Annotated in this window: 20 protein-coding genes; 16 read left to right on the forward strand and 4 right to left on the reverse strand. The window is 66.9% G+C overall.

The annotated features are described in order from the left end of the window. Positions 1 to 101: 101 nt before the first annotated feature. Together BLP95_RS07885 and ptsP are read left to right on the forward strand one after the other, a co-directional pair. A complete protein-coding gene (locus BLP95_RS07885; protein ID WP_023005566.1) occupies positions 102 to 593 on the forward strand; it encodes an RNA pyrophosphohydrolase in 492 nt (163 codons plus the stop codon). 136 nt (positions 594 to 729) lie between these two features. Further along, positions 730 to 2,988 (forward strand): phosphoenolpyruvate--protein phosphotransferase, encoded by a 2,259-nt coding sequence (gene ptsP, locus BLP95_RS07890; RefSeq protein ID WP_089678000.1) that lies wholly within the window; start codon positions 730 to 732, stop codon positions 2,986 to 2,988. Here ptsP and BLP95_RS07895 read toward each other — a convergent pair. Next, a complete protein-coding gene (locus BLP95_RS07895) occupies positions 2,978 to 3,739 on the reverse strand; it encodes an NRDE family protein (RefSeq protein WP_089678002.1) in 762 nt (253 codons plus the stop codon). The two genes, ptsP and BLP95_RS07895, sit on opposite strands and share 11 nt — an antisense overlap. A gap of 108 nt (positions 3,740 to 3,847) precedes the next feature. On the opposite strand from BLP95_RS07895, the gene BLP95_RS07900 reads away from it, so the two are divergent. From BLP95_RS07900 to BLP95_RS07935, 8 genes are all read left to right on the forward strand, one after another. Continuing rightward, entirely contained in the window at positions 3,848 to 4,834 is a 987-nt protein-coding gene (locus BLP95_RS07900; RefSeq protein ID WP_089678004.1) for a response regulator, read from the forward strand. Continuing rightward, positions 4,831 to 5,625, forward strand: coding sequence for a sulfite exporter TauE/SafE family protein (locus BLP95_RS07905; protein WP_089678005.1), 795 nt, complete (start codon positions 4,831 to 4,833; stop codon positions 5,623 to 5,625). Before BLP95_RS07900 ends, BLP95_RS07905 begins: the two co-directional genes overlap by 4 nt. Positions 5,626 to 5,634: 9 nt before the next feature. Continuing rightward, positions 5,635 to 6,432, forward strand: a complete 798-nt coding sequence (gene lgt, locus BLP95_RS07910; protein WP_089678007.1) for a prolipoprotein diacylglyceryl transferase — start codon at positions 5,635 to 5,637, stop codon at positions 6,430 to 6,432. A gap of 111 nt (positions 6,433 to 6,543) precedes the next feature. Further along, complete coding sequence (locus BLP95_RS07915) at positions 6,544 to 7,317, forward strand: thymidylate synthase (RefSeq protein ID WP_245678717.1); 774 nt, start codon at positions 6,544 to 6,546, stop codon at positions 7,315 to 7,317. Then, positions 7,314 to 7,856 carry a dihydrofolate reductase gene (locus tag BLP95_RS07920; RefSeq protein ID WP_089678011.1) on the forward strand — a complete coding sequence of 181 codons (543 nt, stop codon included), beginning with the start codon at positions 7,314 to 7,316 and terminating at the stop codon, positions 7,854 to 7,856. The genes BLP95_RS07915 and BLP95_RS07920 overlap by 4 nt, the downstream gene beginning before the upstream one ends. Before the next feature lie 103 nt (positions 7,857 to 7,959). Beyond that, complete coding sequence (locus tag BLP95_RS07925) at positions 7,960 to 9,042, forward strand: ProQ/FINO family protein (RefSeq protein WP_245678711.1); 1,083 nt, start codon at positions 7,960 to 7,962, stop codon at positions 9,040 to 9,042. A gap of 399 nt (positions 9,043 to 9,441) precedes the next feature. After that, positions 9,442 to 10,593: a porin gene (locus tag BLP95_RS07930; RefSeq protein ID WP_089678015.1), complete on the forward strand. Its 1,152-nt coding sequence runs from the start codon at positions 9,442 to 9,444 to the stop codon at positions 10,591 to 10,593. Between the two features lie 102 nt (positions 10,594 to 10,695). Then, entirely contained in the window at positions 10,696 to 11,745 is a 1,050-nt protein-coding gene (locus BLP95_RS07935; protein ID WP_089678017.1) for a hypothetical protein, read from the forward strand. Between the two features lie 138 nt (positions 11,746 to 11,883). On the opposite strand, the gene BLP95_RS07940 is transcribed toward BLP95_RS07935, so the two are convergent. Both BLP95_RS07940 and BLP95_RS07945 read right to left on the reverse strand, forming a co-directional pair. Then, positions 11,884 to 13,059, reverse strand: a complete 1,176-nt coding sequence (locus BLP95_RS07940; RefSeq protein ID WP_089678020.1) for a hypothetical protein — start codon at positions 13,057 to 13,059, stop codon at positions 11,884 to 11,886. A 388-nt stretch (positions 13,060 to 13,447) separates the two neighbouring features. After that, entirely contained in the window at positions 13,448 to 14,599 is a 1,152-nt protein-coding gene (locus BLP95_RS07945; protein ID WP_089678022.1) for a DcaP family trimeric outer membrane transporter, read from the reverse strand. 445 nt (positions 14,600 to 15,044) lie between these two features. Between BLP95_RS07945 and BLP95_RS07950 the strand changes: the two genes are divergently transcribed. The 6 genes from BLP95_RS07950 (at position 15,045) to BLP95_RS07975 (ending at position 20,518) form a co-directional block, all read left to right on the forward strand. After that, positions 15,045 to 16,385 carry a tyrosine-type recombinase/integrase gene (locus BLP95_RS07950; protein WP_089678024.1) on the forward strand — a complete coding sequence of 447 codons (1,341 nt, stop codon included), beginning with the start codon at positions 15,045 to 15,047 and terminating at the stop codon, positions 16,383 to 16,385. A 190-nt stretch (positions 16,386 to 16,575) separates the two neighbouring features. Beyond that, on the forward strand, positions 16,576 to 16,773 hold the full coding sequence (locus tag BLP95_RS07955) for a helix-turn-helix transcriptional regulator (RefSeq protein ID WP_089678027.1): 198 nt from the start codon (positions 16,576 to 16,578) through the stop codon (positions 16,771 to 16,773). Continuing rightward, positions 16,770 to 17,132: a hypothetical protein gene (locus tag BLP95_RS07960; protein WP_089678029.1), complete on the forward strand. Its 363-nt coding sequence runs from the start codon at positions 16,770 to 16,772 to the stop codon at positions 17,130 to 17,132. The genes BLP95_RS07955 and BLP95_RS07960 overlap by 4 nt, the downstream gene beginning before the upstream one ends. Positions 17,133 to 17,338: 206 nt before the next feature. After that, positions 17,339 to 17,626, forward strand: a complete 288-nt coding sequence (locus BLP95_RS07965) for a hypothetical protein (RefSeq protein ID WP_089678031.1) — start codon at positions 17,339 to 17,341, stop codon at positions 17,624 to 17,626. Further along, a complete protein-coding gene (locus BLP95_RS07970) occupies positions 17,623 to 19,812 on the forward strand; it encodes a helicase RepA family protein (RefSeq protein WP_089678033.1) in 2,190 nt (729 codons plus the stop codon). Before BLP95_RS07965 ends, BLP95_RS07970 begins: the two co-directional genes overlap by 4 nt. Before the next feature lie 478 nt (positions 19,813 to 20,290). Continuing rightward, entirely contained in the window at positions 20,291 to 20,518 is a 228-nt protein-coding gene (locus tag BLP95_RS07975; RefSeq protein ID WP_089678035.1) for a hypothetical protein, read from the forward strand. A 14-nt stretch (positions 20,519 to 20,532) separates the two neighbouring features. Here BLP95_RS07975 and BLP95_RS07980 read toward each other — a convergent pair whose 3' ends face one another. Continuing rightward, positions 20,533 to 20,742 carry a hypothetical protein gene (locus BLP95_RS07980; protein WP_089678037.1) on the reverse strand — a complete coding sequence of 70 codons (210 nt, stop codon included), beginning with the start codon at positions 20,740 to 20,742 and terminating at the stop codon, positions 20,533 to 20,535. Positions 20,743 to 20,916 lie beyond the last annotated feature (174 nt).

Below are 20,916 nucleotides of genomic sequence, written 5' to 3' on the forward strand. Positions count from 1 at the left end.
GATGCCGTGGCCCCCTGCATCCTGCGCCGGAAGGCGTATTGATGCGCTTCGCGCCCTTGTGGAAGAATGGCGGTAATACTGTTTCAGACAAGGTGAAGTCCGTGATCGACGCTGACGGCTTTCGCCCCAACGTTGGCATCATCATCGCCAACGACGCGGGGCAGCTGCTCTGGGCGCGTCGGGTAGGGCAGAACGCATGGCAGTTTCCCCAGGGAGGCATCAAGGCGAGCGAGACACCCAAACAGGCGCTTTTTCGAGAGCTGCATGAGGAGATCGGCCTGACCGCCGATGACGTCGAGATACTCGCCTGTACCCGGGGCTGGCTGCGCTACCGCCTGCCGCGACGCATGATACGCACGCATTCCCGGCCGGTATGCATCGGCCAGAAGCAGAAGTGGTTCCTGCTGCGGATCCGGTGCCAGGAGAGCCGCATCTGCATGGACCTCTCCGGCAAGCCGGAATTCGACGGCTGGCGCTGGGTCAGCTACTGGTACCCGCTAGGGCAGGTGGTGCCCTTCAAGCGCGAGGTCTACCGGCGCGCCCTGAAGGAGCTCTCGCCCCGGGCCCAGCGCCTGGCGCTGGGCCATGGCTGAGCCCGACACGCCGTCGGGCCGAACCCCGGCCGGGTGAGGGAGTCACATGGCCGGGCACGGCGTTTCCGTCGTGGCCTCTGCCGCTACCACCACGCCGCACAACACACGTCGCATAACAACAGGAAAAACGCGCGCCATGCTCGAGGTCCTGCGCCGCATCATCCAGGAAGTCAACGGGGCCCGCAGCCTGGAGGCGGCGCTCTCCACCATGGTGCGTCGCATTCGCAAGGCGATGCAGACCGATGTCTGCTCCTTCTACCTGTTCGACGAGGAGCTCGATCGCCTGGTGCTGATGGAGACCATCGGCCTGCGCGCCCAGGCGGTGGGCCAGGTGGCCCTGCCCATCGGCGAGGGGCTGGTGGGCCTGGTGGCCCGCCGCGAGGAGCCCCTCAACCTCGAGGATGCCCAGGCGCACCCCCACTTCCGCTACTTCGAGTCCACCGGCGAGGAGCGCTACTCCAGCTTCCTCGGCGTGCCCATCATCCACCAGCGTCGCATGCTCGGGGTGCTGGTGGTGCAGCAGGCCGAGAAGCGTCGCTACGGCGAGGAGGATGAGGCCTTCCTGGTGACCATGGCGGCGCAGCTGGCCGGGGTGCTGGCCCACGCCCTGGCCACCGGCAACCTGACCCGCCCGAGCCTCGAGGGGCAGGTGCGTTTCAAGGGGGTGGCCGCCTCGCCGGGCATGGCCATCGGCGAGGCGGTGGTGATCGCCCCGCCCGCCGACCTCGACAGTGTGCCGGACCTGATCCCCACCGACGTCGACTACGAGATCGCCCGCCTCAAGGAGGCGATCGGTCGCGTGCGCGAGGAGATCCGCGCCGCCGGCGAGCGCCTGGCCAACCGCATCTCCGCCCAGGAGCTGGCGCTGTTCGAGGTCTACCAGCAGATGCTCAGCGAGGCGGCGCTCTCCCAGGAGGTGGAGAAGCGCATCCGCGAGGGGCAGTGGGCGCCGGGGGCCCTGGCCGACGTGGTCAAGCGCCACGTGCAGTACCTCGAACGGGTCGACGATGACTATCTGCGTGAGCGCTCCGCCGACGTGCGCGACCTGGGCCGCCGGGTGCTGGCCCACCTCCAGGAGGAGACCCCCCAGACCCCGGACGTCTATCCCGAGCGCACCATCCTGGTGGGTGACGAGCTCAGCGTGGCGCTGCTTGGCGAGGTGCCGCGGGACAGGCTCGTCGGCCTGGTCTCTGTGCGCGGCTCCAGCACCTCCCATGTGGCGATCCTGGCTCGCGCCATGGGCATCCCCACGGTGCTGGGCATGGTCGACCTGCCGCTGCCGCGCCTCTCCGGCGCGCGGGTGATCCTCGATGGCCACCGCGGCCGCCTCTTCGTCCGCCCCGGCCCGGAGCTGCTGACCCACTACGAGGGGCTGATCGCTGAGGAGCAGGCGCTCGCCGAGGTGCTCGAGCACGAGCAGCACCTGCCCAGCCGTACCCCGGACGGCCACGACATGCCGCTGATGGTCAACACCGGCCTGGCGGTGGATGCGGTGGCTCAGCTCAAGCCGCGCATCAGCGGGGTGGGGCTCTACCGCACCGAGGTGCCCTTCATGGTCACCGAGCGCTTCCCCGGCGAGCAGGAGCAGACCCGCCTCTACCGCGACCAGCTGGAGAGCTTCTCACCGCTGCCGGTGGTGATGCGTACCCTGGACATCGGGGGCGACAAGGACCTGCCCTACTTCCCCATTGAGGAGGCCAACCCCTTCCTCGGCTGGCGCGGCATCCGCGTGACCCTGGACCATCCCGAGGTGCTGATGGTGCAGCTGCGCGCCATGCTGCGCGCCTCCCAGGGGCTCGACAACCTCCAGGTGCTGCTGCCCATGGTCACCAACGTCGATGAGGTCGACGCCGCCCAGCGCCTGCTGGAGCGCGCCATCGTCGAGCTGGGCGAGGAGGGGGTGACGGTGCCGCGGCCGCGGGTGGGGGTGATGATCGAGGTGCCGGCGACCCTCTATCAGCTCGACGCCCTGGCGGCGCGGGCCGACTTCTTCTCGGTGGGCAGCAACGACCTGACCCAGTACCTGCTGGCGGTGGATCGCAACAACCCGCGGGTCGCCGACCTCTACGACGCCTGCCACCCGGCGGTGCTCTCCGCCATGGCGACCCTGGCCCGGGAATCGAAGCGGCTCGACATGCCGATCTCGGTGTGCGGCGAGCTCGCCGGCGACCCGGCCGGCGCCCTGCTGCTGATGGGCATGGGCTTCGATGCGCTCTCCATGAACGCCCCCAGCCTGCCCCGGGTGCGCGCCGCCATCCGTCGCGTCACCCGGGAGAGCGCCGAGGCGCTGGTCGCCCAGACCCTGCGCCTCGACTCCCCCGGCGAGGTGCGTCGCCACCTCGAGGCGCGCATGGCCGAGTGGGAGCTGGCCCACCTGTTGCCGCCTAGAGACTGAGCCGGGTCTCTCCGAGCGCGATTCCCCCCGGCCCGAAGCGTCGTTCGCCGATCTCCATGCGCCCGCTTTCATGCCAGCCGAGCCAGGTCATGGCGCGGGTGCCGTACTGCTCGCCGACGATGAAGGGAGAGGAGAGGGTGCGCTCCAGCGCCAGGCCGACGCCGGTGTCCGGCAGGGCGTGGTCGTCGGCGGGGTGCGGGTCGGCCAGGGGCGCCAGGGCATCCTCAGGCCAGCGGCCATGGCGCAGGGCGGCGCCGAGCCCCTGGCGGGCCTCGATCAGCTTGGGCCAGGGGGTGTCGAGGCTGGCGTTAGAGAGGCCATGGGTGCCGGGTGGCACCTCGTGCAGGGCCACGCCCTCACGCCCGCGGTGCAGGTGCCAGAGCCGCTCGCCGTCGCCGGCGAGCAGGTTGAAGCCGGCGTAGCGGAGCGCCTCGCCCCGTTCCAGGCGCGTCAGCCAGGCGGCCAGGTCGGGGTGGGTGAGGGCGTCATACACCAGGCCGCCGCGGCTGGGGGCGCCGTCCGGCACGCGCAGTTCGGGGTCGCGTACGTTGGTCACCGCGGCGAAGCGGCCGCGGCGATGCACCGCCAGCCAGGTGCCGCCGGCCTCCAGGTCGCGCCCGCCGATGATCTCGGGGGCGTCGTCCCAGGCGGCCAGGGGCGCGGCGGGGCGGGCGTGGAACTCGTCGCGGTTGGCCACCAGGCGCAGCGGCCAGGCGTCGCCGGGGCGATGGTCGAAGGCGATCAGGCACATGCGGCCAGCTTAGCGGCTCGTCCCCGGGCGGGGAAGGGCGCGCGATGACAGCGCGGGCGGGCCGGCGTACACTCGAGCTTCGACCTCGTTCACGGCCAAGGATGACGGATGCGAGACGAGCCTCGGCGCCCCCGGCGCCTGCCGCCCCTCATCGCGCTAGCCCTGCTGGTGCAACTGCTCCTACTACTGGCAGGGGCCTTCCTCATGCTGTTCTCTGCAGCCCCCGAGGGGTGGCTGATGGCGTTGCTGCTGGCCTCGAGCCTCAACGTGGTGCTGGTGGTGTTGCAGCCCTGTCGGCTGCCGCGCGGCGGTGACGAGGCGCTTGGTGCCCCCGGCGCGGGGCAGGCGCCGCCGCCGGTCGACGATGGCGCCGAGGAGGAGCGGCTGCGTCGCCAGGTGGCCGAGCTGCAGGAGAGCCTGGAGCAGCGCGAGAGTCGGGTCTCGCGCCTGGCCGCCGGCCGCGAGCGGGCCCGCGAGGAGTCGCGCCTCAAGTCCGACTACCTGACCCTGATGGGGCGTGAACTCCAGCGCCTGCGCCTGCGCCTGGACGAGCTCACCGCCGAGGGTGTGGCGACCCCCGAGGCGGGGCGCTGCATGGCCGACGAGCTGCGCGAGCGCCTGGCCGACCTCGGCGAGCTGCTCGAGGGGCTCGCCGGCGATGGCGAACCGGCCACGCCCGCGGCGGCCGGGCGGCACGGGCGGGTGCTGATCGTCGACGACGGCCCGGTCAACCTGATGCTGGCGCGCCAGGTGCTGGAGCGCGAGGGCCTCGAGGTCACCACCGCCACCTCCGGGGCCGAGGCGCTCGCCCTGCAGGCGAGCCAGCGCTTCGACCTGGTGCTGATGGATATCTTCATGGAGGGCATGGACGGCATGGAAGCGAGCCGGCGCTGGCGCGAGCAGGAGCGCGCGGGCCAGGTCGCCGCCGGCAGCGTGCTGGTGGCGCTGACCGCCAACGCCAGCGACGCCGACCGCCGTCGCTTCGCCGAGGCGGGCCTCGATGACTTCCTGGCCAAGCCCTATCGCCCCGACGAGCTGGTCGAGCGGGTGGCCCGCTGGCTGCCCGAGCGGCTGATGGAGCCCGGTTCCCCATGAGCATGCTGCTGCTCTTCCTCGGATATATGGCGCTGGGGGCGCTCGCCGGCACCATGGCCGGCCTGTTCGGCGTCGGTGGCGGGCTGATCATCGTGCCCGCGCTGGTGGCCGCCTTCGGCCTGCAGGGGGTGGCCCTCGAGGTCACCATGCACCTGGCGGTGGGTACGTCGCTTGCCACCATCGTGGTCACCGGGGCCTCCTCGGCCTGGGGGCACCACCACCGTGGCAGCATCCATCGCCAGTGGTTCCTGGCGTTGCTGCCCGGCCTGCTGGCGGGTGCGGTGGCCGGGGTCTTCATCGCCGACGGGCTCTCCGCCGGCAGCCTCGGCACCCTGTTCGGCGTCTTCGTGCTGGTGATGGCCGCGCGCATGGCGCTCTCCCGCGGGCCACGCCCCGGCAGCCAGGCGCCGGGGCGGGCGGTGATGGCCGCCGCCGGTGGGGTGATCGGCGGCGTCTCGGCGCTGTTCGGCATCGGCGGCGGCACCCTCTGCGTGCCCTGGTTGACCCGCTGCGGCGCCTCGCTGACCCAGGCCGTGGGCACCTCCGCCGCCTGCGGCGTGCCCATCGCCCTGTTCGGTGCCGCCACCTTCGCGGTGGTCGGCTGGGGCCACCCGCAGCTTCCCGCCGGCGCCACCGGCTTCGTGATGTGGCCCGCCCTGGTCGGCATCGTGCTGGCCAGCGTCCCCTGCGCGCGCTTTGGCGTGCGGCTCGCCCACCGCCTGCCGGCCAAGGTGCTGCGCCTGGCCTTCGCCGCCCTGCTGGCCGCCGTCGGCCTGACCTTCGTGATTTAAGGACTCCGCATGCTCAGCTATCCCGATATCGACCCCGTGGCGATCTCCCTCGGCCCCTTCCAGGTGCACTGGTACGGCCTGATGTACGTGGTGGGCTTCGTCGCCGCCTGGTGGCTGGGGCGGCGCCGTGCCTCGCGCATCGGGCTTTCCCGCGACGACATCGGCGACCTGCTGTTCTACGCGGCCCTGGGCGTGGTGCTGGGCGGCCGGCTGGGCTATGCGCTCTTCTATGGCCTCGACCAGTGGCTGGCCAACCCACTGTGGATTGTGCGGGTGTGGGATGGCGGCATGAGCTTCCACGGTGGCCTGCTCGGCGTGCTGGTGGCCGCCTGGTGGTTCGCCAGGAAGAAGCAACTCGCCTTCCTGACCCTTACCGACTTCGTCGCCCCGCTGGTGCCCATCGGCCTGGGCGCCGGGCGCATCGGCAACTTCATCAACCGCGAACTTCCCGGGAGAGTCACCGAGATGCCCTGGGGCATGCCGTTCCCCGGCCTCGGGCCCGAGCCGCGTCACCCCAGCTCGCTCTACGAGGCGCTGCTGGAGGGCGCGGTGCTGTTCGTGGTGCTGTGGTTCGTCACCGCCACCCCGCGCCGCCGTGGCCTGGCCTCGGGACTCTTCCTTGCACTCTATGGTGCCTTCCGCTTCCTGGTCGAGTTCTACCGCCTGCCGGATGCCCATATCGGCTACCTGGCCTTCGGCTGGTTCACCATGGGGATGCTGCTGACGCTGCCGATGATTGCCGGTGGCCTGGCGCTGATCGCCTGGTCGCGCTGCCAGCCCGTCGATGCCCGTATCGGCACCCCGTAGCAGCGCGATTTATCGCGCGATACGCTAGAATTCGCTCCCTGCATTCATCAGCCAGAGAACACCGTGACCGACGAAACCCTGCCCGCCCTGGAACAGCCCTACCTCGACCTGATGCGCCAGGTGCTCGACCATGGCGTCGAGCGTGACGACCGCACCGGGGTGGGCACGCGCTCGATCTTCGGCCACCAGATGCGCTTCGACCTGGCCCGCGGCTTCCCGCTGCTGACCACCAAGAAGCTGCACACCCGCTCGATCTTCCATGAACTGCTGTGGTTCCTGGCCGGTGATACCAATATCGCCTACCTCAAGGAGCATGGCGTGCGGATCTGGGACGAGTGGGCCGACGAGAACGGCGACCTCGGCCCGATCTACGGCTACCAGTGGCGTAGCTGGCCCGATCCGCGCGGCGGCCATGTCGACCAGATCGCGGGTCTGCTCGAACAGCTGCGGGTGAATCCCCGCTCGCGGCGGCTGATCGTCTCCGCCTGGAATCCCGCCCAGGTCGACGAGATGCAGTTGCCGCCGTGCCACTGCCTGTTCCAGTTCTACGTAGCCGAGGGGCGGCTCTCCTGCCAGCTCTACCAGCGCAGCGCCGATATCTTCCTGGGGGTACCCTTCAATATCGCCAGCTACGCGCTGCTGACCCAGATGATCGCCCAGGTGGCGGGCCTCGAGCCCGGCGAGTTCATCCACACCCTGGGTGATGCCCACCTCTACCTGAACCATCTGGAGCAGGCCGAGGAGCAGCTCGCCCGCACCCCTCGACCGGCCCCCCGGCTGGTGCTCGACCCGAGCATCGATGACCTGTTCGCCTTTGGCATCGAGCATATCGCCATCGAAGGCTACGATCCCCATCCGCATATCAAGGCCGAGGTGGCGGTATGAACCAGTCAGACCTCCTGAGCGATGACACCCTCGTTCCAGTGGCCATGATCGCCGCCATGGATCGTCGGCGGGTGATCGGCGTCGATAACCAGCTGCCCTGGTACCTGCCCGAGGACCTCAAGTTCTTCAAGCGCATGACCCAGGCCAAGCCGCTGGTGATGGGGCGCAAGACCTTCCAGTCCATCGGCCGGCCGCTGCCCGGGCGGCTCAATATCGTGGTCACCCGCGACACCGGGTTCGCCCACGACGGCGTGCGGGTCTGCCACGACCTGCCCTCCGCCCTGGTCCTGGCCGACCAGCAGGCGATCATCGATGGCGTCGAGGAGATCATGGTGATGGGCGGTGCCGACATCTACGCCCAGGCCCTGCCTCACGCCAGCCGCCTCTATCTCACCGAGGTGGATATCGAGGTGGAGGGCGACGCCCGCTTCCCGGAGATCGATCCCGCGGAGTGGGAGGAGGTCCAGCGCGTGCCGGGCACTCCCGCCGAGGGGCAGCCCGCCTACGACTTCGTCGAGTATCGTCGTCGCGAAGGTTAGCGCCGCGAGGATGTCGGCACCCGACGACATTTGTCATGGGCACGCATCTGGCACAGACTTGAAGGCGATGCCTGTATCACAGAGCTTGCGGGAGGAGACCGGTTTGGCCGAGCAACGCGTACACTCGCTGCTGGACGCCCTGGATGGGCGCACTCGATCGCTGCTGGAGCGCCTGACCCTCGAGCGCGAGGCGCGCCGCCACGCCGAGGCCGTGCAGGGCGAGCTGGCCCAGCGCCTCGCCGAACTGGAGCGGCAACTGGCCGAGGCCGAGGCCACACGCCTGGAACTCATTGAGGAGTGCCGCGAGCTCGACGAGCAGAACAGTGAGCTGGAGGCCCACAACCGCCATCTCCACGAACGCCTGGCCGCCGGCGAGCCCGCCGAGGGCGGTTTCCGCCCCGGGCGTCGCTCCCAGGGCCTCTCCGCGCTGATCGGCCGGCGGCCTGTGGCACGCCAGGAAGACGGTGGCGCATCGCAGATATCGCCGGATAAATCCGGCTCCTACGGCAGTCATGTTGCTGCTTCGGCTGCTGATGATGACGCGAGATATATCGCGACCGCATCGCCGGATAAATCCGGCTCCGATGTAGGAGCTCGATTTATCGAGCGATCAGCCAATTCAGGCGCCACCCAAAGCGAGGCTCCCTCTCCTCAGGCCCTGCTCGATGAATGGTATGCACGCTATCCCGCCGCCTTCTTCAAGGGCCATACTCGCCCGCTGATGGTCGGCATCCACGAGGTGCTGGCCAGCCGTGAGCCCTGGCCCGAGAAGCTGGTGCGCAGGGCGCTGGCCTGCTACGTCAACCTGCCACGCTATCTCAAGGCGGTGCGCGAGGATGCCGAGCGCATCGATCTCGACGGCCAGCCCGCCGGCAAGGTGGATGCCCAGTCGGCCGATCACGCCCACCGCAAGCTCGACCGCCTGCAGGGCGAGAAGCGGAACACTCAAGGTCGCAAGGCCCAGGGGCGTCAGAACGAGCGCCATAACACCAAGGGGCGCGGCAAGCCGGCCAGGGCAGGCTCTCAGGACCGAGCCCACGGCAAGCCGAAGGATGGCGCCAAGGGCAGGCCCTCGTCGCAGGGGCCGGGCACCAGCGCCGGGCCCGTCCGCGAGCGTGCCGAGCCGGCACCCGCCACCATGGAAGAGAAACTCTCGGCCCTGCTGGCCAAGCATAACGGCCGCTAACACCCTGCCAGGCAAGTCTTTTTTCAATCCTCAACGCTCGCCATGCCGTTATCGAACGGCGTTGGTGGTCGTTGACTTGTGTTCGTCATATCGGCAAGGCATGATGCAGCAACTGCCGTGAGGCGAGTGTTTGCGTAGGCAGGGGAAAGTTCCATGGGATGGGTTCATCGCGAAGGAAAACAGTGTTTTTTCTTCTTGCGTTCCCCCAGAACCCGGTATAAGGTTCCTCTTGCGAGCATTGGACTATAACAAGGCTTCGTCGAAGTCGGCTCGCATCGGCGCCCTCCGCGAGGAGTCCTGCCGCTACGAACCGGCGCAGACCGGCAAAGCCCGCCGAATCGCCCCAGAGCGGTCGGCATAAAACGATCGAAACAGACTGCTAGTCAAAGGAACGTCATCATGAAAAAGACACTGTTAGCGACTGCTATTGCTGCCTCCATGGCCGCCACCGGCGCCCAGGCCGCCACCGTCTATAACCAGGACGGCACCAAGCTGGATCTGTACGGCAACCTCCAGATTGCCTACAAGTCAATCGAGACTGCTCAAGCCGATGGCTCTGTCGACTCTGAAGGCGAAGTCTTCGATAACGGCTCCACCTTGGGTGTCTCCGGCGAGCACATGATCAACGAAGGTCTGGCCGGCTACTTCAAGTACGAGTTTGAAGGCGACGCAGACGAAGCCAAGAATAACGGTGGCCTGAACAGTGGTGACCAGGCTTATATGGGCCTGAAGGGCACCTTCGGTGATGTGCGCCTGGGTTCCTGGGATCCGCTGATCGACGACTGGATCCAGGATCCGATTACCAACAACGAGTACTTCGACGTCTCCGACTCCAATGGTCGTATCGTGGGCATCGAAAACACTCGTGAAGGCGACAAGCTCAGCTATATGTCTCCGGTGCTGAATGGTTTCCAGTTTGCCGTGGGCACTCAGTATGAAGGTGATGCCGAGGACAATGATGGTATTGAATCTATTTCCCCCTCTACCGGTGGCAGCGCAACTGTCACTCAGGATAGTGGCAGCAACGCGTCCTTCTTCGGTGGTGTGAAGTACACCGCTGGCGCCTTCTCCATCGCCGCGGTCTATGACAACCTCGACAACAACGACGGTAGCTTTAGCGGCACTGATAGCGATGGCAACGCCATCGGTGGTGACTTCGACGCCGGCGAGCAGTACGGTATTACCGCCCAGTACACCTGGAACACCCTGCGTGTTGCCGCCAAGCTCGAGCGTTTCGAGTCCGATAACGATCTGCTGGCAGACACCAACTACTATGGCCTGGGTGCGCGCTACGGCTACGGCATGGGCGACATCTACGGCGCCTACCAGTATGTCGACGTGGGCGGTGACAACTTCCTCGATACCGCCGACGATGCATTCACCAGCGGTGACTGGCCCAGCGAGCGCGAGGACGAGAGCTACAACGAGGTCGTGATCGGCGCCACTTACAACATCTCCGATGCCATGTACACCTTTATCGAGGGTGCCTGGTACGATCGCGAGAACGACGAAGACGACGGCGTTGCCGTTGGCGCGGTCTACATGTTCTAAACGTCTCGGTCGCAGGGTTTGACCCTGCCCCGATGGGTTTCGACATCGAAAGCCGATCCTCCGGGGTCGGCTTTTTTTATTCCACGTGATCAGCGAGGTTCCATGAACAAGCCTATCTTGACCGCAGGCCTGCTGACCCTGGGGCTCGCCCTGGCCGGTTCCCAGGCGCTGGCCAGCGAGATGCAGGATCGTTTCCGCGAGTCGGGCAAGCAGCTCGACCTGACCGGCTTCCTGCAGGCCGATAACGACGCCCGCAGCCGCAGCTTCCTCTACGGCGGCGTGCAGGAGCACGACTTCACCGTCAAGGAGGCCGGCAGCTACCGCTTCGAAAGTCGCGTGCCGACCGGTGAATCCGAGGAGTACCGCATCGAGGCACTGCTGCTCGATAAGCAGGGCAACGTGCTGGCCCGCAGTGAAGGGCTGGGCCAGGATGGTGGGCTGAGTTTCGAGCAGCGCCTGGAGCCCGGCGACTATGTGCTGCAGGTGCAGGGGCACAAGTTCGGCACCGTGCGGCGCGGCGGCAACAGCTTCTCGGTGAGTGTCTCCGGTGTGAATGTCGAGGAGGACGTCTCCGCCGGCGAGGGGATCGCCTTTACCGGCACCGGCCGAGAGGGAGGCCGTAGTGCCTTCGTGCGTCGTCCGGATGTGGTGGCCGCCATCGCCGCGCCTGCGGCCAGCGAGTACGCCGATGCGCCGCAGCCGGCCCAGGCGGATGCTCCGTCATCCGCAGCCGAGCCTGCCACGCCGGCAACGGAGGTAGCCGATAGCCAGGCAACCACTGCCGAGAGCGATGCTTCCGTGGCCTCAGCGCCCGAGCCCGACAAGGGTTTCGAGCGGATCGTCACCGATGTGAAGATCCGTGCCCGCGGCGAGGTTCTGAGCTTCGAGGTGCTGGAAGCGGGTACCGTGGCCATCGCGACCTCCACCTTCCCCGGTAACGAGGGCACCTACCGCATCGAGGCCGAGGTGGTGGACGAGCAGGGACGCGTGGTGGCACGCGATGCCGGTGAAGGCTTCGACGGTGACGTCGACCTGCGCACCGAGCTGGAACCGGGGCGTTACACCATCCGCGTCAACGGCCAGAAGTTCGGCTCGGCGATGAGTGGTGTCAACAACTACGAGCTCGAGGTACGGCAGCTGGATCGCCGCTAGGACTCGGCTCTAGGGTCCCGCATACCCCCATTCGATCGGGACCACCAAAAAGCGCCCCGGCCAGTCTCTGGTCGGGGCGCAATCGATCGAACCTTCTCTTCTGTTCAGGCCGTCATCATCGGGCCGTCATCCGACAGCTCAGAAGCTGTACTTGACCATGCCCTGCAGGCGTACCGCGTCGCCGTCGCGACCGTCGACCACCTCACGGGTATGGTAGGCGGCTTCGATGCCGTAGCTGACGCGCTGGATTGGCGACCAGATGTAGTTCAGGTGCACCGCCTCGAACTGCTCGTTGGCGCCTTCCACCCCGGCAATACCGGCATCGCGGGCATCATCCAGGTCCGCCTTGGATATGCCGTAGCCCAGGTTGATGGCGCCGGGGCCGACAGCCAGGCTCATGCCCACGTTGGCACCCCAGGCCTCGATGATCTCGATGCTGTCGCCATCCAGGTAGGCCGGCGCCGAGGGGTTGTTCTGCATATATTCGCCGATGCCGTCGCCCCAGGTCAGCGCGCCGCGCAGGGTCAGCGCCTCGGTGGCGGGATAGCGGGCCGCCAGGTTGAGGCCATAGCCGGTGGCGCTGTCATCGACGCCGTTGACCTCTTCGACTTCCAGCTGGCGGGCCATGGCGGAGGCAGAGTAGTGCAGTCCGGCGGCCTGGTTCTGATAGCGCAGGGTCAGATCGGGCAGGCCGGTCTTGGCGCCCTCATGCTCAGTGTAGATCCCGCGGTTGGGGTTGAAGCGGGCAGCGACGCCGTCCCGGTAGTCTTCCGGATCCGGGTTCTCCAGGGCGATATGCCAGTTGTTCAAGGAGTAGCGCAGCTGCGCCTTGCGGCCCACCTTGCTCTGGCCCGGCTGGGGCGCCAGGTCGATGGTCGGGGTCTTGCCCAGCAGGCTACCGAAGTTGGTCCAGGTCTTGCCCGCCGTGATGCCGTTCCAGCTGCCGAAGGCGTGGCGCAGGCGCAGGTCGCCGCCTTCCGGGGCGTTGTTGAACCAGTCCACTTCGACCATGGTGGTCAGGTTGCTGCCGCCCATGGGGGTGGCAGTCTTGAAGCCCAGGCGGCTCTCGTAGGCGTGCATGGTGGTATGGCCGTCGCTGCCTTCCTGACCGTCGATCAGGATGCGCGGACGGGCGGCGAGGTCGCCGAGTTCATTGTCGACGTCGTAGATCATGTCCAGCTTGGCGTAGCCGTAGACGCTGGCCTTGGTGTCGCCGACCTCGAAGTCGACGGCGTGGGAGGCCGAGGCGATGGCCAGCGCCAGGGTGCTGCCGGCGAGCAGCGTGGCGTGCTTGAGGCGGATGGGAGCAGTCATTGGCTTTTCCTTCTTGCGGGACGCCCATTGGGCGGAAGCGACTCGGCGACGCCTGCGGGTTCCCTTGATGATTCCGCTTGCCGCCGATGGTTGTCATGCTAACCACCCCGACGCTCTGGGCCCACAGTCGAGGCGCAGGAAAAGCTTGATATGAGTCAAGATGTAGAGGGATCTAGCGATTCAGTCTAAACAGGCAGATAATTCAGCTGAAACAAAAGATTAAGAAAGAATTAACGTCCTGTTTAGAGTCATCCTTGCGGCGGAAAGTTGCCGGCTGGGCGCAAAAAGCCCCGGCCACTGGCCGGGGCGTAAAGATCGAAGCATTCTGCTTGTACCGTCGGGTGCTATCGCCAGCATGGCGGGGCGGGCCCCGCCATCGGTCAGCTCCTTAGAAGCTGTACATCACCATACCCTGGAGGCGAGTGGCATCGCCATCGGCTCCACCTTTCTCTTCACGGCTCGCCCAGGCAGCTTCGATGCCGTAGCTGATGCGCTCTGCCGGTGACCAGATATAGTTCAGGTAGGCAGTCTCGAAGGTGTCATTCCCGCTGAGTTCCTCGTCATCGAGATCGACGGTAGAAACGTTATAGGAGGCGTTGATGGCACCCGGACCGGCCTTGATGCTGGCGCCGATGGTGCCGCCAGTGCTCTCCAGTGTCTCGAGATCGCCGTTGTCGGCCAGGTAGGCAGGTGATTTCTGGGGGCTGACGTTCATGTAGCCGCCGATGCCGTCGCCATGGGTCACGCCGGCGCGAAGGGTCACGGCCTCGGTGACATCCATGGCCGCTTCCAGGGCAACGCCCCAACCGAAGGCAGAATCGTCATCAACGGCAGCTGACGGGTAAGCCTCAGCATCATATTCGAGTTGACGCAGTACCGCAGAGGCCGAGTACTTGAAGGGGCCGGAGGTATCGGTATAGCGCGCGGTCACGTCCGGCAATTCACTCTTGGCGACATCTTCTTCGTCTTCAACAGTGTCAACCAATGCCGTTTCGGAGCCACCCAAGGTGTCCGGATCTTCGATGGACATGGAGAAGTTGCCAGTGGTGTAGCGCAGCTGCGGCTGGCGAGCCTGGTTGCCGACCCCGGGAGGACCAGTGAAGTCGATGGTCGGGGTGCCGGCGACAAAGCCGTAGAAGTTGGTCCAGAACTGGCCGGCCAGGATGCCGTTCCAGGAACCGTAGGCGTGACGCAGACGGAAGTTGTTGTCTGAGCCGTAGAAGTCACCCTCGATCTGGGTCACCAGATCGCTGCCAGAGACCGGGGTCACGGTCTTGAAGCCGATGCGGCTCTGGTAGGCGTGCATATTGAAGTGCCCGTCCTGACTCGGCGCGTCATCCAGTGCAATATTGCTATGGCCAATGGCGTTGCCCAGGTCGGCATCCACGTCATAGATAATATCCAGCTTGGCGTAGCCGTAGACGCTGGCCTTGGTGTCGCCGACCTCGAAATCCACGGCGTGGGAGGCGCTGGCCACTGCCAGTGCCAGGGCGGAAGCGGTGAGAACGGATGCCTGCTTCAACTTGTTATAGGTTGTCACGTGTGCTGTTCCTTGAATACTGGGGCCGCTGTCTGGGCCTTGTTGTTTGCTTACGCTGACGTAAAAGTCAGCCAAACGCTGACGTAAACGTCAGAGGCAACTTAACGAGACCCTGCGTTGATGACAACGCCATGAACGCTTGAGGCGACCAAAGTTGTAGGAACTTTCTGGCCGTGACTGCCGGGGATAGGAAGGCGGTGTGATATGGCGCCCCCATCAGGATTCGAACCTGAGACCTTCCCCTTAGGAGCACTACGATAGGCAGTTTCAGGGTATTTCACCAAGTTTCAATTCACTGGAAAATCCGTAAAAATTCAATATTTTGTGGCTATTTCTAGTCCTATGGTGTCTCGTCTAATATTATCCTATACTGGTTCGGTGTGGGGGCGTGTGTGGGGGCGAAAATCCCCCGCCCCCACACACGGATAACAGAGGACACGACGCCATGACCGCACGAAAACCCATCAGCACGGATCGTCAGGTTGCCGCCTTCGCTCCACCCGAGGGGCAGGACAAGGCCCGTTGTGCCGTCACCAACAAGGCGGCCGGGGGGCTGTCCCTGTATGTCCGTACCGACCGGCAGGCTAAGGCATGGGTCTACCGCTTCCGGCTGGGCGGCAAGCTAATCGAGATGACCCTGGGGCGCTATCCTGCAATGAAGCTGGCCATGGCCCGGGAAGCCCACGCGAGGGCCGCCGAGCTGGTAGAGCAGGGGATCGACCCCCGGAAGCACCGCGAGGCGGAGAAGGCGCGCAACGAAGCCGCCTGGACGATGGGGGAAGCGTTCGAGAGGTGGGCCGCGTTCTATGCGGAGGCGCCAACCAAAGGCGGCCACCCGCCGACCCCGCGGACCGTTGCCCAGCATAGGAGCCGCTGGCGCCTACACTTGGCCCCCCGCCTGGCCAAGTTCTACGTTCGAGACGTGACCCGCCGGCTACTCATCGAGGTCCTGGAGCACGCCGCTAGCGCGTCAAAGGAGGAGGCGCGAAAGTGTCTCAACCTGCTGCGGCAGATGCTGGACTATTGCGAGGACCGCGAGCAGATAGACGACAATCCTGCCGCCGGCCTGACCCCAGCAAAGATCAAGGCGCGACCCGGCAAGCCCCGAGACCGTCACCTTAGCCTGTCGGAGTTGCGTGCCCTTTGGCAGGCCATCGCAGACGCCCGCCACACCCCGGAGGGGCTGGCCGCTACTGCTGTCCTGAGCGCCAGCACTGCCAACGCGATCCGGTTATTGATCCTGACGGGGTGCCGCCGGACCGAGGTCGCCGCGATGCGCTGGGAGGAAGTGTCGCGGGATTCCTGGACGATTCCACCTGAGCGCGCCAAGTCTCGTCGGGCGCATCGTGTATACCTGGCCCCGCTGGCGCTGGAGATTCTGCGCGAACAGCGCCAGAACACCGCAAGCCCCTTCGTGTTCCCCAGCCTGACCGACCCGAACAAGCCGATCCACCCGGACAGCCTGAGCACGGCCGTTGCACGGTTGCAGGGGAGAAGTCGGAAAGAACACGACGAGACCGCCCCGCTGTACAGCCTGCCCCCGTTCACGACGCACGACCTCCGCCGGAGTGCCGCGACTCGCTGGACCGAGGACCTGCTGGTCGAGCCGTTGCTGGTCGAGCAGATGCTAGCGCACGCCCCGCCCAAGCTGGTCGCCACATACAACCATGCCGCCCGCTGGCCAGCGCAAAAGGATGTTTGGAAACGGTGGGCGGAGCTTGTCGCAGACCGGATCGCGTCTGACCCGGGGGAAAATGTGGTGGTGTTTCGCAAATCCGGGGCCTGACCCCGGCTCGGCTAACCCATTGCAGCCGCGACGATTTTTCGGGGAGAGTCAACCATAGGTTGACGCATACTATTGATTCGCAAAGGGATTTTAGTTTTATACGGGTTGCAGCCTTCCCCCATTGCTCCCTAACCTATCCCATGCAAGCCAAACCACGCTTGCTGTCGTGTGAAACGAAAGGGGATAGACGATGACTGACCACACCAAGGAACGCCCGTTCCTGACCGACCGGGAAACCGCCGACCGCTACCGCGTGAGCCCGTCAACCGTCTGGCGCTGGGTTCAGGCTGGCGCGTTCCCGAGGCCGTTGAAGCTGGGCGCGGGCTGCACCCGCTGGCGCCTGGAGGACCTGGAGGAGTTCGAGGCGTCCCGGGAGGTGCGGGCATGATGGACGTTAAGGCGAAGATCAGGGCGCGCAACGCCTTTATGGAGGAGCTGCTGGCGAAGCCGCGCGCCGAGTGGACTCCCGAGGACGAGGCGGACGCCGCCCTGCTGTTCGCGGACTCCCTCGCTCTCGATTTGCAGCACGCCAGCATTGTCGAGACGGGATCACCCGCCGAGGGGCGGAAGCTGGCCGATTTTGTTCAGCAGTGGGCCTGGTTCGTATCGCTGCCGGATGACAGCCGGGACAAGGCGCACGCCTGCGAGGCCGCAGTAGCGACGGCGCTGGGGCTGCTCAACTCCCCTACGTTCCGGGTTATCTCGAGCCCCTACGCGAAAACGCCCGGCACCACCCCGAGGGGCTAAACCGAGCGTTTTGGCGTGTTCTGACGGTTCAAGGCGTCGTGTCGGCAAACTCTCCGCCTTGACCTAAACCCGCGCCAGCACTGGCCACGGGATACCGAAAGCCTAACCCACGCCCGGCAGCCGTTCAACCAATAGTTGATAGCCTGTCGGGGGTGGGGGGCCCTAACCCCGGGCCGTGCTGGCGCCTCCAACCTGGAGGACCGGCAATGCCTACCATTGCACCCCCTTCACCCCGGCAGCGCCGCCTGCTGGAGGCCCTGGCCCGTGGCCCCATATCCCGGGAGGATGCCGACCGGATCGCCCCGGCCAGCAATGGCCCACACCATATCGGCACCCTTCGCCGCGCCTATGGGCTGTGGCTGCCCTGCGAGCGGGTCCCCTGCGTGACCATCGACGGGGAGCCGACTACCCGCGGGGTCTACCGGCCCACGCCTGCGGATCGCCGGAGGATCGCCCGGATTCTGTCCGCCATCGACACGGAGGGCGCCGCATGACCGCGACCGTCGTTCCCCTCCGCCCGGCAGGCATCGACCCGGATGCCCTGGGGCTGCCCCGGGCCTTCCTCGATGCCCGTTTTTGCTCAGGTGTGGGCCAGTATCATAGCCCCGACAACAAGCGCGACCCGCGCGCGCTGGAGACCATCACGGGCGCCGCCATCGTGGCGATGATGAACCGCCCCCAGCAGGTCCCGAAGGCCCGCGCCCGCTGGGTCATCCTCTCCGACCACCTGAGCCGCCGCGCCGAGGATCAGCGCCAGCATGGGCGCTTCTACGCCCTGTGGGCGGACCTGGACCGCGACCCGCCGACCTTGCAGGACGCCGCCGACCGCCTGGCCGCTGACCTGGCCGCCCCCGTGCTCGCCTATACCAGCGCCAGCGCCACACCCGACCGGCATAAGGCCCGGCTGGTGGTCCCCCTCGCCACCGCCTGCCCTGGCCACCGGCTCGAGGCGTGCCAGCGCATCCTGAATGACCGGCTCGAGGCGCTGGGGATCACCCCCGACCGGGCCACCGAGCGTGCAAATCAGGTTTGCTACCTGCCCAACCGTGGCGAGTTCTATGCCGCGACCGCCGGGGAGGACCTGCTGGCGTTGGGCGGGTTCGAGTGGGCGGAGACCTTCGTCGCGGAGCTGGCCGCCCACGACCGGGCCGAAGCCGAGGCCCTGGAGGCCCTGGAGCGCCGGCAGGCGGAGGCCCGAGCCAAGATGGCGGAGCGGCAGGCCACCGGGCAGGCTAGCCCCATCGCCGCTTATAACGCCGCCTTCCCGCTGCCGCTGGTCCTCGAGGCATACGGCTACACGCGCCACGGGGATCGCTGGTTGTCGCCGCTGTCGGAGTCCGGGGCGCCTGGCGTGACGACCACCGGGACCCGCTGGCATACCGCCCACGAAAGCGACCGGGATGCCGGGCTGCCGGAGTGGGGGGACGCCTTCGACCTTTACTCTCACTGGGCACACGACGGCGACCGGGATGCCGCCCTCCGGGCCGCGGGCGCGATGATGACCACGGACGACGGGCGCACCCTGACGGAGTTAAATCAGGACCGCTACCGGGAGGCCCGGCAGGGGGAGGCGCTGGACGCCCTCGAGGACCTGGGCGACCCGGAGGACGGGGAGCCCGGCACCCCGGGAGCCGAGGACAGGCGCCAGCGGGGAGCGTTTGGCTTCATTCATGCCGCCGAGCTGGTGGCCAACCTTCGCCCCCCGTCGTGGCTGCTGCGGGGCTATCTCGAGGCCGACTCGCTGGCGCTTGTCTACGGGGAGCCGGGCCACGGGAAGTCCTTCCTGGCTATCGACATGGCCGCCAGCATCGCCACCGGTACCCCCTGGCACGGGGCGGAGACCAAGCCGGGGGCCGTGTTCTATATCGCCGGGGAGGGCCGCAACGGGCTGTCGCGCCGCCTCAAGGCATGGGAGATGACACGCGGGGTTAGCCTGGCGGAGGGGGGCTTGTTCGTCTCGCAGCGGGCCGCGCCGCTGGATGACAAGGCGAGCGCCGCCGAGGTGCTGCGGGCGGTGGAAGACCTGGCCGCCGAGGCCGGGCAGGCCCCCGCCCTTATCGTGGTGGACACCCTGGCCCGTTGCTTCGGTGGCGATGAGAACAGCGCCACGGACATCGGCGCTTTCGTCGCCAACCTTGACGCCTTGCGCCACCGCTGGAACGCGACCGTGCTGACGATTCACCACAGCGGCAAGGACGCCGCACGGGGCGCCCGTGGATCGACGGCGCTGCGGGGGGCCGTCGACGCCGAATACAAGGTGGTCAAGGACGCCGCCGGGGTGGTGACCCTGGAGGCCGGCAAGATGAAGGACGCCGACCAGCCCGAGCGCCGGGCCTTCCGGCTGGCGTCTGTCGAGCTGCCGCTGGTGGATGACGACGGGGAGCCGGTCGTGTGTTGCGTGCCGGAGCCGACCGAGGCCCGGGTAGGCGGGCCGAAGCGCCCGACCGGGAAGCACCCCCGCCGCGTGCTCGAGGTGCTGGAGAACCTGGCCGCCTTCCCCGAGGACGGGGAGGCCCGGGAGGACGGTTGCCGGGTTCCCGCCGAGACCGTGCGCCGCGAGTTAGACAAGCAAGGCGTCGACCGCCGCCGGGTATCGGATGCGCTCAAGCGGTTAGCCGAGCTGGGGTGGCTTCTCACCGAGGATGATGGCGAAACCATCCACCTGCTGCACTCCCCCTGACCTGCCGGAAACCCGGTCCGACCTGCCGCCGGGTTGCCGCCCCTTATAGGGGGGGCGGCAAACCCGGCAAACGGTGCAAGGCGGACAAGGCGGACGAAAGGTGGACGAAAGGCGGACGATACCCGGACAAAATGTCCGGGTAACCAACCCGGCACCGCCTGGCTAGCCCCTCCCCGTAGCGGGTCCTTCCTGGCCGTGTCGCCGCCCGCGAGTGGCGCTGAGCGCGAGCAAAGAGAGTTCGGGATTTTTTCGGAGTTAACTCCGGGATCCCTCCGGGTTTACAGCACTCCCCGCCGAATCAGGAAAAAACCCAGATTCAGGGGCCAACCGCCGGTTGACGGTTGCCGCCCTGCGAATCAGGAAAAAACCGGGATTCAGTCACCTGGCGCACCAACCGCTGGTTGAAGGCGTTATTTGTGCGTGGCCCGGTTCCCCGGCTGCCGGGCGCGTGGCATACCTGACCTGACCGGGCGCCAGCATGGCCGCCCACCGCCACCACCTGGAGGAGATCAACGCGATGACCGACCACCACAGCACCATCACCCCCGACGCCGCCGAGCTGGTCCACTACCTGCGGGGCTATGTCGAGCGATACCAGCGCCAGCACGGGCGCCCACCTGCCGGGGTGGTGCTAGGCCGTGCAGAGTGGGAGGCCCTTGGCCGCCCGGAGATGGCCGCCGGGGTGCGGATCAAGCCGAGTGCATAGCCCCGCTGGGGGCGTTACGGATCGTCGGCGGGGTCACGCTTCGGCTTCGGGGTCAGTGTCTTACCAATATCGAGGACCGCGTTCATGGCCCAGCTAAAGCCCCCCGTCATGAGGGCGGCGACGATCCAGTGGCCGTCGAGGAGGATGGGCAGGGTGGTGTAAATCCATGCGAGGAACAAGAATCCGCCACCGACGGCAACGACAAACTCGGCAAAGTGTTTCATTAGTGGCCCTCCCCGGTTCTGTTCTCAACCAACCATAGGTTGACCCTTCGAGATACCGCCAACCGACCGCCCACCCGGGCACAGTCCCCGAGCCCCTGGACGGATCATGCCGCCGACCCGCTGTCACCTTCCTGACGACGCGCGCTGACAAGATCAGCCCGAATCAGGGGGGAT

It is taken from the genome of Halomonas shengliensis (assembly GCF_900104135.1).
Taxonomy (GTDB): Bacteria; Pseudomonadota; Gammaproteobacteria; order Pseudomonadales; family Halomonadaceae; genus Halomonas; species Halomonas shengliensis.

Excerpts from the sequence above, each read along its gene's own strand:
- ptsP (WP_089678000.1), top strand. The coding sequence starts at position 730 with ATGCTCGAGGTCCTGCGCCGCATCATCCAGGAAGTCAACGGGGCCCGC.
- BLP95_RS07895 (WP_089678002.1), bottom strand. The coding sequence starts at position 3,739 with ATGTGCCTGATCGCCTTCGACCATCGCCCCGGCGACGCCTGGCCGCTG.
- BLP95_RS07900 (WP_089678004.1), top strand. The coding sequence starts at position 3,848 with ATGCGAGACGAGCCTCGGCGCCCCCGGCGCCTGCCGCCCCTCATCGCG.
- BLP95_RS07905 (WP_089678005.1), top strand. The coding sequence starts at position 4,831 with ATGAGCATGCTGCTGCTCTTCCTCGGATATATGGCGCTGGGGGCGCTC.
- lgt (WP_089678007.1), top strand. The coding sequence starts at position 5,635 with ATGCTCAGCTATCCCGATATCGACCCCGTGGCGATCTCCCTCGGCCCC.
- BLP95_RS07915 (WP_245678717.1), top strand. The coding sequence starts at position 6,544 with ATGCGCCAGGTGCTCGACCATGGCGTCGAGCGTGACGACCGCACCGGG.
- BLP95_RS07920 (WP_089678011.1), top strand. The coding sequence starts at position 7,314 with ATGAACCAGTCAGACCTCCTGAGCGATGACACCCTCGTTCCAGTGGCC.
- BLP95_RS07930 (WP_089678015.1), top strand. The coding sequence starts at position 9,442 with ATGAAAAAGACACTGTTAGCGACTGCTATTGCTGCCTCCATGGCCGCC.
- BLP95_RS07935 (WP_089678017.1), top strand. The coding sequence starts at position 10,696 with ATGAACAAGCCTATCTTGACCGCAGGCCTGCTGACCCTGGGGCTCGCC.
- BLP95_RS07940 (WP_089678020.1), bottom strand. The coding sequence starts at position 13,059 with ATGACTGCTCCCATCCGCCTCAAGCACGCCACGCTGCTCGCCGGCAGC.
- BLP95_RS07950 (WP_089678024.1), top strand. The coding sequence starts at position 15,045 with ATGACCGCACGAAAACCCATCAGCACGGATCGTCAGGTTGCCGCCTTC.
- BLP95_RS07955 (WP_089678027.1), top strand. The coding sequence starts at position 16,576 with ATGACTGACCACACCAAGGAACGCCCGTTCCTGACCGACCGGGAAACC.
- BLP95_RS07960 (WP_089678029.1), top strand. The coding sequence starts at position 16,770 with ATGATGGACGTTAAGGCGAAGATCAGGGCGCGCAACGCCTTTATGGAG.
- BLP95_RS07965 (WP_089678031.1), top strand. The coding sequence starts at position 17,339 with ATGCCTACCATTGCACCCCCTTCACCCCGGCAGCGCCGCCTGCTGGAG.
- BLP95_RS07970 (WP_089678033.1), top strand. The coding sequence starts at position 17,623 with ATGACCGCGACCGTCGTTCCCCTCCGCCCGGCAGGCATCGACCCGGAT.
- BLP95_RS07975 (WP_089678035.1), top strand. The coding sequence starts at position 20,291 with ATGGCCGCCCACCGCCACCACCTGGAGGAGATCAACGCGATGACCGAC.
- BLP95_RS07980 (WP_089678037.1), bottom strand. The coding sequence starts at position 20,742 with ATGAAACACTTTGCCGAGTTTGTCGTTGCCGTCGGTGGCGGATTCTTG.